Here is a 13,209-nt window from a genome sequence, read left to right as displayed (position 1 = left end):
CAGTTAAGTTGCCAAGAGGCCAAGAAGCCAGGTAGTTAAGTGAATAACTTGGAACTATGAACTAGGTGCTTTGAACTAAGAAGGGGACATAGCTCAGCTGGTAGAGCGCCTGCCTTGCACGCAGGAGGTCAGGGGTTCGACTCCCCTTGTCTCCACCATGCAAGAGTAGCCTGTAAAGTAGCTAAAGGCTGTTATACAGACTGCGTGCTTGCACGGGAGGGGCGTAAAGCAAACGACAACTGCTTGTCGTTTGTAGCCCCGCACGGTGATTGCGATGTGCGAAAGAAGTGAGCACCGCAAGACGCCAGTAGGAGGTCAGGGGTTCGACTCCCCTTGTCTCCACCAAGCAAGGGCAGTTATGAATGATGAATTAAAAATGTAAATTCAATATTTAAAATTCAACATTCAACATTAATAAAATGTAGAATGGAGAATGAGAGACATTTTCCATTGTACATTTTAGTACGAGAGATAATTGAAAATTAGTTGTTAAAAGTCTTGTCCACGCCGCGAGAAAGCTACTAAGGGCGAGCGGTGGATGCCTAGGTTGGCAGAGGCGAAGAAGGACGTGCCAGGCTGCGAAAAGCCAGGGGGAGCTGTCAAGGAGCGTTGATCCCTGGATATCCGAATGGGGCAACCCGGCCAGTTGAGAGACTGGTCACCCACGTAAGTGGGGGCGAACCCGGGGAAGTGAAACATCTCAGTACCCGGAGGAGAGGAAATCAAACGAGATTCCCAAAGTAGCGGCGAGCGAAATGGGATTAGCCCGTCTTAGTGTAGCCGGTATTTTAGGGGAGTTACCTGGAAAGGTAAGCCACAGAGGGTGAAAGCCCCGTACCCAAAAAGATACCGGTGGGACTAAGCTAAGACCTTGTGAGTAGCTCGGGACACGTGTTATCCTGAGTGAAGATGGGAGGACCACCTTCCAAGGCTAAATACTCCTGTCAGACCGATAGTGCACAAGTACCGTGAGGGAAAGGTGAAAAGAACCCCAGTGAGGGGAGTGAAATAGAACCTGAAACCGTTTGCCTACAATCATTCGGAGCCCTATTGTCTTCGGACAAGGGTGACGGACTGCCTTTTGCATAATGAGCCTGCGAGTTGTGGTTACTGGCGAGGTTAACCCGAGAGGGGGAGCCGAAGCGAAAGCGAGTCAGTAGCTGCAGACCCGAAGCTGAGTGATCTATCCATGGGCAGGTTGAAGCGGGTGTAAGAGCCCGTGGAGGACCGAACCGGTAGGCGTTGAAAAGCCTTCGGATGACCTGTGGATAGGGGTGAAAGGCCAATCAAACTCAGTGATAGCTGGTTCTCTCCGAAATGCATTTAGGTGCAGCGTTAAGAGGTAGCCATAGGGGGTAGAGCACTGATAGGGCTAGGGCGGCCCACAGCTGTACCAAACCCTGTCAAACTCCGAATACCTATGGTGTAATCTTAGCAGTGAGGCGTAGGGTGATAAAATCCTATGTCGAGAGGGGAACAACCCAGACTACCGACTAAGGTCCCAAAGTTAAACTTAAGTGGAAAAGGAGGTTTTCCTGCTTAAACAACCAGGAGGTTGGCTTAGAAGCAGCCATCCTTTAAAGAAAGCGTAACAGCTCACTGGTCGAGCGGGGAGGCGCCGAAAATATAACGGGGCTAAAAGTTTACACCGAAGTCGTAGATTCTTACTTTGTAAGAGTGGTAGGAGAGCGTTGATGACAGCGTAGAAGCCGTACCGGTAAGGAGCGGTGGAGCGTCATCAAGTGAGCATGCAGGCATGAGTAGCGATAAAATGGGTGAGAATCCCATTCGCCGAAAGCCCAAGGTTTCCTACACGATGTTCGTCAGTGTAGGGTTAGTCGGGGCCTAAGATGAGGCCGAAAGGCGTAGTCGATGGGGAAACGGTTAATATTCCGTTACCTACTAACAATGAGCCGAAGGGGGGACGCTTGGGGTTAACCGAGGTCACTGATGGAATAGTGGTTCGAAGGGTGTAGGGTGAAGAGTAGGCAAATCCGCTCTTCAATAGCCCGAGACCCGACAGGCCTCCAAAGCTCTTCGGAGCGGAGGGGGAATCGGAGATGCCCTGAGCCGAGAAAAGCCTCTAAGGCGATTGAGTTGTTAGTAGCCCGTACCGTAAACCGACACAGGTGGGCGGGATGAGTATTCTAAGGCGCGTGGAAGAACCCTCTCTAAGGAACTCGGCAAACTGACACCGTAACTTCGGGATAAGGTGTGCCCCGAGTAGGTGAAGCTCCTTGCGAGTGGAGCCGAAAGGGGTCGCAGCACAGCGCTCTTGTCGACTGTTTACCAAAAACACAGCACTCTGCTAACTCGTAAGAGGAGGTATAGGGTGTGACGCCTGCCCGGTGCCGGAAGGTTAAGGGGATCCGTTAGCCATAAGGCGAAGCGGTGAACTGAAGCCCCGGTAAACGGCGGCCGTAACTATAACGGTCCTAAGGTAGCGAAATTCCTTGTCGGTTAAATACCGACCTGCATGAATGGCGTAACGAATGAGGGGCTGTCTCAGAGAGGGATCCAGTGAAATTGTAGTGGAGGTGAAAATTCCTCCTACCCGCGGCAAGACGGAAAGACCCCGTGGACCTTTACTACAGCTTGGCATTGTAGGTGGGATATCCATGTGCAGGATAGGTGGGAGGCTGAGAAGCCAGGGCGCCAGCTCTGGTGGAGCCGATCTTGAGATACCACCCTTGGATATCCTGCCTACTAACCCGCAGGAGTAATCCTTCTGGGGGACAGTGCCTGGCGGGTAGTTTGACTGGGGCGGTCGCCTCCTAAAGAGTAACGGAGGCTCACAAAGGTTGGCTCAAGGCGGTTGGAAATCGTCTGAAGAGTGTAAAGGCACAAGCCAGCCTGACTGCGAGAGAGACACCTCGAGCAGAGACGAAAGTCGGTCTTAGTGATCCGGTGGTTCTGAGTGGAAGGGCCATCGCTCAAAGGATAAAAGGTACCCCGGGGATAACAGGCTGATCTCCCCCGAGAGCTCACATCGACGGGGAGGTTTGGCACCTCGATGTCGGCTCATCGCATCCTGGGGCTGGAGCAGGTCCCAAGGGTATGGCTGTTCGCCATTTAAAGCGGTACGCGAGCTGGGTTCAGAACGTCGTGAGACAGTTCGGTCCCTATCTGCCGTGGGCGCAGGAAGGTTGAGGAGAGCTAACCCTAGTACGAGAGGACCGGGTTGGACGAGCCACTGGTGTACCAGTTGTCCTGCCAAGGGCAGCGCTGGGTAGCCAAGCTCGGAAGGGATAACCGCTGAAAGCATCTAAGCGGGAAGCCCACTCCAAGATGAGCCTTCCCATGAGGGTGCAGGAAGACTACCTGCTTGATAGGCTGGGGGTGTAAGCCCTGCGAGGGGTTGAGCTGACCAGTACTAATAACCCGAATGGCTTTTAAGCGGACGTGAGACAAGACTTTTAACAGCTAATTTTTAATTTATGAGATAATATATTTAAGCTTAGTGGGCAAAGCGGAGGGGAAACACCCTGAACCATTCCGAACCAGGAAGTTAAGCCCTCCAGCGCTGATGATACTGCGCCCTGCGGGTGTGGGAAAGTAGGTCCCCGCTAAGCTTTAATATGTTATCTTCTTTATCGTTAATCCTTTTTTATTATTTACTATCATTTTGGGTCTGGCACCTTTGATATACAGAGTATAATATTCATTATCTCCTTTATATATATCGTTTATTCCTAACTTCTTTGTTTATCTTTATTTATATTAATTATTCATTCTTTTATATTAAATATAATTAAAATGGCATAAAATGTAAATTAAAACTTCTATCAATTATCCACAATATTGAAAGAATTATTGTTATATAAATTATCAATTTGATTAATTTGCTTTTTCTAAAATAATAAAGAGGAAAGAAAACTAATGTAATAATCATTATCTGGCCTATTTCCACTCCAATATTAAATCCGAAAAGAGACCGTTCAAAATTCCGTGTCAACTGAGGAGATTATATCATAAGTTTAAAGCATCATCTAATCTACCTTCAAAGAAAATAGCCAGCTGAGAGAGTGTAAGATTCCAGTTTTTAATAGGCATAGTCCATTTTTTTTCTGCATTCTGAATACCCATATATAAGAGTTTGAGTAAGCTATTTTCATTAGGAAAAGCACCTTTTGTTTTGGTTAATTTCCTAAATTGTCTATGAACTGATTCAATAATATTAGTTGTGTATATAACTTTTTTTATATCTTGAGGATATTTAAAATAATTAGATAAATTATTCCACTTGTTTCTCCAAGATTTAATGACTATAGGATATTTATTCCCCCATTTTTCTTCAAGTCTATCAAGTTCACTTTCGGCTTGTTCTTTATTTACAGCCTGATATACCTTTTTTAAATCTTTCATAAACTCTTTTTTATCTTTAGAAGCTACATATTTTAAAGAATTTCTAATCTGATGAATTATACATAACTGAACCTCTGTATTTGGATATATAGCGTTAATGGCTTCTGGAAATCCTTTAAGTCCATCTATACTTGCAATAAGTATATCTTTTACTCCTCTGTTGTTTAAATCGGTTAAAACCTGAAGCCAAAAATTTGCTCCTTCACTTTCGCTTAAATAAAGCCCTAAAACTTCTTTTTTACCTTGAATATTGACACCTAAAATTGTATAAACCGCTTTATTTACATATTTCCCATCTTCTTTGATTTTATAATGAATTGCATCCATAAATACAAATGGATATATACTCTCTAAAGGTCTTGATTGCCACTCTTTGATTTTTGGTATTATTTTATCCGTTATTGCATTTATTGTAGCTGATGAAATAGAAATTTGATAAAGCTCTTCAATATGTGATTTTATATCTTTATAGCTCATTCCAAGTGCATATAATGATAATATCTTCTCTTCTATTTCATCACTTATTGTTGTTTGATGTTTTTTTACTATTTGAGGCTCAAATCTACCTTCTCTATCTCTTGGGGTAGCAAGTTCAAATTCTCCTGATGTTGATTTTACTGTTTTTCTGTTGTAACCGTTTCTGCGATTTTTTTTACCACTTAATACTTCATCTGCAATATGGGATTCTATCTCTGCTTCAAGTGCAGCTTCTACCAATTCTTTAATTAGTGGAGCTAATACTCCATCTTTTCCACCTATCTTCTTACCTGCTAATAAATCTTTTACTGCTTTGTCAAAATTAAATTTCTCCATGTCAGTCCTTTCTTCTTTAGTATTTTACCTTGACTGACACGGAATTGCTAACACTCTCTCCGAAAACCACTTTAATAAAATTTATATGTTCTACATTCATTTCATTTAATGCATTTGCAAATCCGAATCCGTGTATAAATCCAAATAAAAAAGCTAGCAACCACTCTTTTTTTATCCAAAAATATAAGTTATTTAATGCCATAAATAATATTGTACAAGCAATCAATACTTCTGTTAAATTTTCAGGTGGATTTACAATATTAAACATACTTAAACTTAACGTAATAGAATGAGAAATTGTAAACGCAGTTGCAATTTCTATTATTTCTATTATACTTTTTTTTAGATTGTTATTTTTTAATAAAACTGAAATAATAAGCATTAATAAAAAGAATATATGGTCTATTCCTTCTAAAATATGGAAAATCCCCTCTTTTAAAAAAGCTAAAAATTCATTTTGATTATTTTTTAAAATATAACGTTTTTTATTAGGATTAAATACGATAATTTTTGTAGAATTATTTTCTACAATTTTTATTATTCCCTGTTGCGTTTTGTCTATATCAAAAAATATATCAAAATATATTTTATTAATGTTATTACATTTTAAATTGAAATAATTATCCACTATAACTTCGTTTTTTATTTTCGTATAAAGAGGATTTATTTTCAGTTATCTATTTTTATGTGATTTAAAATATATGATTGAATTTCTTTTTTTGAAATAGTTTCTTTATGCAATGCTTTTTGTATATTAAAAATAGCAAATCTCATATATAAAGTAGGTATGGTTTTATTTAAATCCAGTGTCATTTTTGTAATATTAAGAGGATGAGCGTTTAGAAGAATAAAGATTATTAATAAAATTATTTTTTTCATTTTTTTATAAAATTTTACTAAAGTTTTATGGAATAAAAATTGCTTTTTATTTAAAAAGGAATAAATTGTTTAATAATAAAAACATACTTATTACAGGCGGTACCGGAAGTTTTGGTAAAAAATATACAGAAATAATCTTAAAAAATTATAAACCTAACAAAATTATTATTTACAGCAGGGATGAGCTTAAACAGTATGAAATGGCTCAGGTTTTTAATGAAAAATGTATGAGATATTTTATAGGTGACGTAAGGGATAAAAACAGGCTTAAAAAAGCAATGGAAGATGTGGATTATGTGATTCATGCAGCGGCTCTTAAACATGTTCCGGTTGCCGAATATAATCCGATGGAATGTATAAAAACAAATATAAATGGTGCTGAAAATGTAATAGAATGTGCAATTGAAAACGAAGTAGAAAAGATAATAGCCCTCTCAACTGATAAAGCGGCTGCCCCAATTAATTTATACGGTGCCACAAAACTTGCTAGTGATAAGCTTTTTATTGCTGCAAATAATTTAGTAGGTAAAAGAAAAACAAGGTTTGCCGTTGTGAGATACGGTAATGTAATAGGCTCACGCGGAAGTGTGGTTCCATTTTTTGTAAAATTGATAAAACAGGGCAGAAAAAAGCTTCCTATTACCCACAAGGATATGACAAGGTTTTTAATTACGCTTGAGCAGGGTGTGAAATTTGTTTTAAAAAATTTCGAAAGAATGCACGGCGGAGAAATATTTGTTCCCAAAATTCCTTCAATGAAAATGACTGATTTAGCAAAAGCATTATGTCCTGAATGTGAATTGGAAGAAATTGGAATAAGACCTGGTGAAAAATTACATGAAGTAATGATTACCAAAAATGACAGGTGCATTGAGTTTAACGACCATTTTGTAATAAAGCCTACAATTCAATTTCATACTCCGGTTGATTACAGCGTTAATAATTTAGGGGAAAAAGGAGAGGAAAAAGATATCGGTTTTGAATATTCTTCCGATAATAATGACTGGTGGTTAAACAGTGAAGAATTTTTAAAATTAGCCAAGGAATTTATTTAATGAAAAGAATACCTTATTCAAGACAGTTTATTGATGAAAATGACAAAAAAGCTATTTTAGAAACTCTTGAAAGTGATTTTTTAACAACAGGACCAAAAATAAAAGAATTTGAAGAAGCTTTATGTAAATATACAGGGGCTAAATATGCTGTGGCTGTCAGTAACGGAACGGCGGCGCTTCACATATCAAGTCTGATTTTACTAAACAAAGGTGATTTGGTTTTAACCACTCCGAATTCATTTGTGGCTACAAGTAATTCTATTCTTTATGCCGGGGCTATTCCGCTGTTTATAGATATAAAAGAGAATGGAAATATAGATTTGGATAAATGTATAGAAATTATAAACCAGTTTGGAAACAGAATAAAAGCCGTATATGCTGTTCATCTTTCCGGAAACCCTGTTGATATGGAAAAATTAGTGTATATCAAAAAAAATTATCCTTATATAAAAATTTTAGAAGATGCTTCGCATGCGATAGGGGCAACTTATAGATGGAAAATGGAAAATGGAAAATGGAAAATTAATAAAATTGGAGATTGTCAAATAAGTGATATAACAACATTTTCATTTCATCCAGTAAAAAATATAACTACAGCTGAAGGCGGAGCGATTTTGACAAATAATGAAGAAATTTACAAAAAAGCACTTATTCTTAGAAATCACGGAATTGTTAGAATGGAAAATGGAAAATGGAAAATGGAAAATGAAGATATGGCTTATGATAAAAAAGGCAATTTAAATCCGTGGTATTATGAAATGAAAGAGCTTGGTTTTAACTATAGAATTACAGATATGCAGTGTGCTCTTGGCTTAAGTCAGCTTAAAAAACTTGATAAGTTTATACAAAAAAAACACTATCTTGCTAAGAGATATGATAAAGCTTTTGAAAATTCAATAATTAAGCCGCTTTATAAATTCAATGAATTTTCAGCTTATCATTTATACGTTGTAAGGGTTGATTTCAGTAAACTTGATATTACAAAAGCCGAGCTTTTTTATAAATTAAGAAAAGCTGGAATTTTTTTGCAGCTTCATTATATTCCTATAAACAAACAGCCTTATTATAAAAAGCTTGGGTACGGTAGTGAAAATCTGCCAAAGATGTACAAATATTATGAAGAGGCTTTTTCAATCCCTCTTTATTATTCTCTGAGTGAAAAAGAGCAGGATTATGTGATTGAAAAACTATTTGAGGCTCTTAAATGAATATATGTATAATACCGGCAAGAGGCGGCAGTAAAAGGATACCTAAAAAAAATATAAAATCTTTTTGTGGTAAACCGTTAATTGTTTATTCGATAGAAACGGCTAAAAAAAGTAATTTGTTTGAAAAAACAGTTGTTTCAACCGACAGTGAAGAAATAGCTGAAATTAGTAAAAAATACGGAGCCCAAATACTTTATAGACCAAAAGAGTTATCAGATGATTATACTTCAAGTGTTGATGTGTTCGAACATGCAATAAACAAACTTAACAAAGAAAAAAAATATAAATATGCCTGTATGATTTATCCAACAGCCCCTTTTTTAGAAGTTAAGTATTTAAAAGAAGGGTTTGAAAAATTAAAAAATTCAGATGTATGTTATTCTTTTTCTGCTACAACATATGATTTTCCCATATGGAGGGGATTTGAAATAAATCATGATAAAGCAAAAATGTTTTTTCCTGAATTTATGGAAAAAAGAAGTCAGGATTTAAAAGAAGCTTTCCATGATGCCGGACAGTTTTACTGGAAAAAAATAAATTGCACTGAAAAATTTAAATTTGACGGAAATATTCCGATAATTATTCCAAGATATTTAGTTCAAGATATAGATACAATGGAAGATTTTATAAAAGCAGAAATGATGTATAAGGCTTATTGTGATAATAAGAGTTGATTTTTCAAGCAAAATAGGACTTGGACATTTAAAAAGAATGGAAACATTTATAAAAAAATATAATATAAAAAATTCTTTAATTATATGCAAAGAATGCAATAAAAAACTAACTTCTTTACCAGTTGTGAAAATAAAAAAAGAAAAAGAGTTTTTTAAAAAAGTAAAAAAATTAAAACCACAAAAAGTAATTGTTGATAATTACAATTTTACTTATGAAAATGAAAAAGAGTTTAAAAAATTATTTCCTGAAATTAAGCTAATAGTATTTGACGACTTATACTATAGACACTATGCAGATGAAGTAATAAATGTAAATTTATACGCTAAAAAAGAAAAATACATTGGTAAAATCCCGCCTTTTTGCAAAGTTACAATACTTCCCCCGCTAATCAGGGAAGAATTTCAAAAAGCAAAAAAGAAAAAAGATAAAAAAGAAGGGATTTTTATCTCTTTTGGAGGAACTGATGCTAAGGGAATCGGACTTAAGGTTTTAAAAGAGTTAAAAAAACTGAAATTTCCTGTAAATTTTTATACAACAAGCTCTAATAAAAATTTAATTAAACTAAAAAGATTTTGCCAAGTAAATAAATGGTGCAAACTGCATATTGACGAAAATGTGGCTAAGGGAATGGCAAAAAGTAAATTTGCAATAATTACGCCAAGCACTATCTCGTGGGAAGCTATTCATATGAATTTACCTTTTATTGCTATTGAAATAGCCGATAATCAAAAAGAAATAGCCAAATATTTAAAAGAAAAAAGAATCCCTCTATTAAAAATTAGAGATATAAGGAAAATAAGTGAAAAACTTCACAGATTTAACATTAGATGAAAAAAAAGAAGTTTTAAAATGGAGAAACCATCCAGAAATCAGGAAATGGATGTTTGATAAGAATGAAATTTCTTTAAAAAATCATTTAGAATTTATTGAAAAACTAAAAAACGATAAATCAAGACTATATTTTAAAGTAAATGATTTAGGAGTGATAAATTTTAAAATAAATAAAAACTCAGCAGAAATAGGAATTCATAAAAATCCTGAAAAAAAAGGTGTTGGAAAAATTTTAATTAAAAAAATTATTGATTATGGCTTTAATATGTTAAATTTAAATAAACTTATACTTTATGTATATGAAGATAATCTAAAAGCTATAAATTTATACAAAAAATATGGATTTAAAGAGACTGATAAAAAAAATAACTTAATAAAAATGGAGCTTGAAAATGAAAATAGGAAAAATTGATACAAAAGACAAAGTTTTTATAATAGCTGAGCTTAGTGCAAATCATAACCATTCTTTACAAACGGCAGAAGATACAATATATGCAGCAAAAGAAAGCGGAGCTGATGCAATAAAACTTCAAACTTATACTCCTGATTCTCTTACAATTGATTGTAAAAAAGATGATTTTTTAATTAAAGGCGGGCTTTGGGATGGGAAAAATTTGTATGAATTATATAAAGTTGCAATGACTCCACTTGAGTGGCATGAGGAACTTTTTAACTATGCAAGAAGTTTAGATTTAGAAGTATTTAGTTCACCTTTTAGCAAAAAAGATGTAGATTTTTTAAAGCAATTTAATCCTCCTGCGTATAAAATTGCTTCTTTTGAAATAACTGATTATGAGTTTGTTGAATATGTTATTTCTCAAAAAAAACCTGTAATAATTTCTACTGGAATAGCAGAATTTGAAGATATATTAAATGCCGTAAATTTAGCTAAAAAATATAATACCGAAATTGCTCTTCTTAAATGCACATCAGCCTACCCTGCACCTAGAAGTGAAGTAAATTTAAAAACAATTCCTGCACTAAAAGAAATTTTTAATGTAGAAGTCGGATTTTCAGACCATACCCTTGGAATTTCAGCTCCAATTGCAGCAGTAACACTTGGTGCCAGAATAGTTGAAAAACACTTTATTTTAGATAAATCTATTGATTCTCCAGACAGGGCATTTAGTCTAACTCCAAAAGAATTTAAAGAGATGGTTAAAACTGTAAGAGAAGTTGAAGAAATGATTGGAGAGGTAGATTTTAAACCAAAAAAAGGAAGAGAATTTGCAAGAAGTTTATATGTTGTAAAAGATATTAAAAAAGGTGAAAAATTTACCCGTGAAAATATAAGAGCAATTCGTCCAGGATATGGGCTTTATCCAAAATATTTGCCTGAAATTTTAGGGAAAAAAGCTTGCAGGGATTTGGAAAGAGGGGAAAGACTTAGTTGGGAAGTTATTGGATGATGTTATTTATTAGTAAATCTGAATTTACTTCCATTTGATCTAAAATTTCAGTATTTGGTTTTAATTTAAATTCTGTTGCTTTTTTTACCAAATTTAATAGCTCTTCTTTATTGTTTGTCCAATACATTAAATTATTATCAATCTGCCATTTATCGTAATGGCTTATAAAACTTCTTGTTGAAATTGTCTGAGTGCCAAGAAAACAGCTTTCAGTATTTATTGTTCCGCCACCTCCAATGAATAAATCAGCGTCTTTTAATAAATGCTGAAGAAAAATTTTTTCTTCTATCACATAAGCAAAAGGAAACTCTTTTTTTAGATAGTTACTTTCATATCTTGGAATTATTATAATATTTGCATTAAATTTTTTATAAATTTCTGGAATTGCTTCATATAAAAAAGGATATTTTTTATTTACATAACTTGATTTATACTCTTCTTCTCTTATAACTATTGTAAATTTATTTCTATTTATGTTGTATTTATTATAAAAACTTTCAATATATTTTTTATCAAATTTAAATTTTTTAAGCCAAATTAAAGGATCAATAAAATTATATTCAATAATTTGTTCTTTTTCTAATCCCAATCTTAAATAAATTTCATCTGGTATAATAAATGGTTTAAATATTTTAGTGGATAATGGAATAGAGAGTTTTATTTGGGGAAGGGCTGATTTTAAATTTGTTGTATGACCTTTAATTGGCATATCATAAAAGTTAATAACTTCAATACCTAATCCAAATCCAACTCTGCTACTGTCAACTACGCTTCCACTTACGATTTTTTCGATAGAGTATTTTTTTATTACATCGATTAATTGTAATTGTCTTTGTATACTGGCTTTTAATTTGTTTTCTAAATCTGCGCCTCCAAATTCTCCAATAGAAATATAATTTATTTTATATAAATCTAAAATTTTATTAAGCTCTGAATATCCTTTTCCTCCTCGGGAAGTTACAATTACAGTATGGTTTTTTTTTAATTTTTTTATTATAGGTATAAAAAAAAGTGCCCATTTTGACATATCCAAATCAAAAAGTATATTCATAATTGCTCTTTAAAATATTTAATGGTTTTTTTTAATCCTTCATTAAAAGATATTTTTGGTTGCCAATTTAAAAGTTTTTTAGCTTTTTTAATATCAGGTTTTCTAACTTTTGGATCATCTTCCATTTTATTTAAAAATTTAATTTTACTTTTCGGGTTTGTTAAGTTTATTATTTTTTCAGCAACTTCTATTATTGAATATTCTTCAGGATTTCCAATATTTATAGGGCCGTTTTCATTTGAATTCATCATTTTAATAAGTCCATTTACTAAATCATCCACATAACAAAAACTTCTTGTTTGTTTACCGTCTCCATAAATAGTGATATCTTGATTTGTCAATGCCTGAATAATAAAATTGCTAATAACTCTTCCGTCATCAGCTCTCATATTTGGACCGTAAGTATTAAAAATTCTAACTATTTTTACATTAATGTTTTTTTCTCTTTTAAAATTACTGCATAATGTTTCTGCACATCTTTTCCCTTCATCATAACAAGCTCTTGGACCTATGGTATTTACATTTCCAAAATATTCTTCGGTTTGAGGATGTATTAAAGGATCTCCATATACTTCACTGGTGGAAGCTTGAAGAAATTTTGCATTATATTTATCTGCTAATTCTAATAAATTCAAAGTTCCTATAACAGAAATTTTTGTTGTATATATAGGATATTTAAAATATTGTTTTGGTGATGCGGGACAAGCTAAATTGTATATTTCATCAACTTTTATATCAATTGGATTTACTATATCATGATTAATAAATGTATAATTTTTGTGATTATAGATATTATTTTTCTGGCCTGTGAGTAAATTGTCAATACAAATTACTTCATTATTCTCTTCAAGTAGTTTTTTGCATAAATGGCTTCCTATAAAACCGGCTCCGCCTGCTATTAAAATTTTTTTCAATCTATTTCC

At 34.2% G+C, this 13,209-nt stretch carries 12 protein-coding genes, 2 tRNA genes and 2 rRNA genes (1 of these 16 running past the window's edge); 10 read left to right on the top strand and 6 right to left on the bottom strand.

Annotated elements, in window-relative coordinates; genetic code table 11:
- The 4 genes from DZ68_RS0103755 to rrf all read left to right on the top strand — a co-directional run.
- Positions 1–2 (top strand) — tRNA-Ile (locus tag DZ68_RS0103755); it begins 75 nt to the left of the window's first position.
- Positions 3–82: 80 nt separating this feature from the next.
- Positions 83–158, top strand: a tRNA-Ala gene (locus tag DZ68_RS0103750).
- 353 nt (positions 159–511) lie between these two features.
- Positions 512–3,398: ribosomal RNA gene (locus tag DZ68_RS0103745) — 23S ribosomal RNA — on the top strand.
- 58 nt (positions 3,399–3,456) lie between these two features.
- Positions 3,457–3,572: ribosomal RNA gene (rrf, locus tag DZ68_RS0103740) — 5S ribosomal RNA — on the top strand.
- Between the two features lie 179 nt (positions 3,573–3,751).
- Here the strand turns inward: rrf and DZ68_RS11330 are convergent.
- The 4 genes from DZ68_RS11330 to DZ68_RS0103725 are packed head-to-tail and all read right to left on the bottom strand — an operon-like array spanning position 3,752 to position 6,057.
- Positions 3,752–3,955, bottom strand: a complete 204-nt coding sequence (locus tag DZ68_RS11330) for a HupE/UreJ family protein (RefSeq protein WP_156919570.1) — start codon at positions 3,953–3,955, stop codon at positions 3,752–3,754.
- A gap of 14 nt (positions 3,956–3,969) precedes the next feature.
- Entirely contained in the window at positions 3,970–5,178 is a 1,209-nt protein-coding gene (locus DZ68_RS0103735; RefSeq protein ID WP_024787311.1) for an IS256 family transposase, read from the bottom strand.
- A 16-nt stretch (positions 5,179–5,194) separates the two neighbouring features.
- The gene (locus DZ68_RS0103730) at positions 5,195–5,806 is read right to left on the bottom strand and encodes a HupE/UreJ family protein (protein ID WP_024787310.1); all 612 of its coding nucleotides are present in this window, start codon (positions 5,804–5,806) and stop codon (positions 5,195–5,197) included.
- A 41-nt stretch (positions 5,807–5,847) separates the two neighbouring features.
- Positions 5,848–6,057, bottom strand: a complete 210-nt coding sequence (locus DZ68_RS0103725; protein ID WP_024787309.1) for a hypothetical protein — start codon at positions 6,055–6,057, stop codon at positions 5,848–5,850.
- Positions 6,058–6,122: 65 nt separating this feature from the next.
- Between DZ68_RS0103725 and pseB the strand changes: the two genes are divergently transcribed.
- The 6 genes from pseB to pseI are packed head-to-tail and all read left to right on the top strand — an operon-like array spanning position 6,123 to position 11,235.
- The gene (pseB, locus tag DZ68_RS0103720; protein WP_024787308.1) at positions 6,123–7,112 is read left to right on the top strand and encodes a UDP-N-acetylglucosamine 4,6-dehydratase (inverting); all 990 of its coding nucleotides are present in this window, start codon (positions 6,123–6,125) and stop codon (positions 7,110–7,112) included.
- Entirely contained in the window at positions 7,112–8,320 is a 1,209-nt protein-coding gene (gene pseC, locus DZ68_RS0103715) for a UDP-4-amino-4,6-dideoxy-N-acetyl-beta-L-altrosamine transaminase (RefSeq protein WP_024787307.1), read from the top strand. The genes pseB and pseC overlap by 1 nt, the downstream gene beginning before the upstream one ends.
- A complete protein-coding gene (gene pseF / locus DZ68_RS0103710; RefSeq protein WP_024787306.1) occupies positions 8,317–8,994 on the top strand; it encodes a pseudaminic acid cytidylyltransferase in 678 nt (225 codons plus the stop codon). Before pseC ends, pseF begins: the two co-directional genes overlap by 4 nt.
- Positions 8,978–9,826, top strand: a complete 849-nt coding sequence (pseG, locus tag DZ68_RS0103705; protein WP_024790733.1) for a UDP-2,4-diacetamido-2,4,6-trideoxy-beta-L-altropyranose hydrolase — start codon at positions 8,978–8,980, stop codon at positions 9,824–9,826. The genes pseF and pseG overlap by 17 nt, the downstream gene beginning before the upstream one ends.
- Positions 9,795–10,238 (top strand): UDP-4-amino-4,6-dideoxy-N-acetyl-beta-L-altrosamine N-acetyltransferase, encoded by a 444-nt coding sequence (gene pseH, locus DZ68_RS0103700; RefSeq protein ID WP_024787304.1) that lies wholly within the window; start codon positions 9,795–9,797, stop codon positions 10,236–10,238. Before pseG ends, pseH begins: the two co-directional genes overlap by 32 nt.
- Entirely contained in the window at positions 10,219–11,235 is a 1,017-nt protein-coding gene (gene pseI / locus DZ68_RS0103695; protein ID WP_024787303.1) for a pseudaminic acid synthase, read from the top strand. Before pseH ends, pseI begins: the two co-directional genes overlap by 20 nt.
- On the opposite strand, the gene DZ68_RS0103690 is transcribed toward pseI, so the two are convergent.
- The gene (locus tag DZ68_RS0103690) at positions 11,225–12,286 is read right to left on the bottom strand and encodes a DUF354 domain-containing protein (RefSeq protein WP_035003100.1); all 1,062 of its coding nucleotides are present in this window, start codon (positions 12,284–12,286) and stop codon (positions 11,225–11,227) included. The genes pseI and DZ68_RS0103690 overlap by 11 nt on opposite strands.
- Positions 12,283–13,200 (bottom strand): UDP-glucuronic acid decarboxylase family protein, encoded by a 918-nt coding sequence (locus DZ68_RS0103685; RefSeq protein WP_024787301.1) that lies wholly within the window; start codon positions 13,198–13,200, stop codon positions 12,283–12,285. The genes DZ68_RS0103690 and DZ68_RS0103685 overlap by 4 nt, the downstream gene beginning before the upstream one ends.
- Positions 13,201–13,209 lie beyond the last annotated feature (9 nt).

It is taken from the genome of Lebetimonas sp. JS085, assembly GCF_000523295.1.
Taxonomy (GTDB): domain Bacteria; phylum Campylobacterota; class Campylobacteria; order Campylobacterales; family Nautiliaceae; genus Lebetimonas.
Note: the sequence above shows the minus strand (reverse complement) of the source record. Positions and strands in the feature narration are given on the sequence as shown.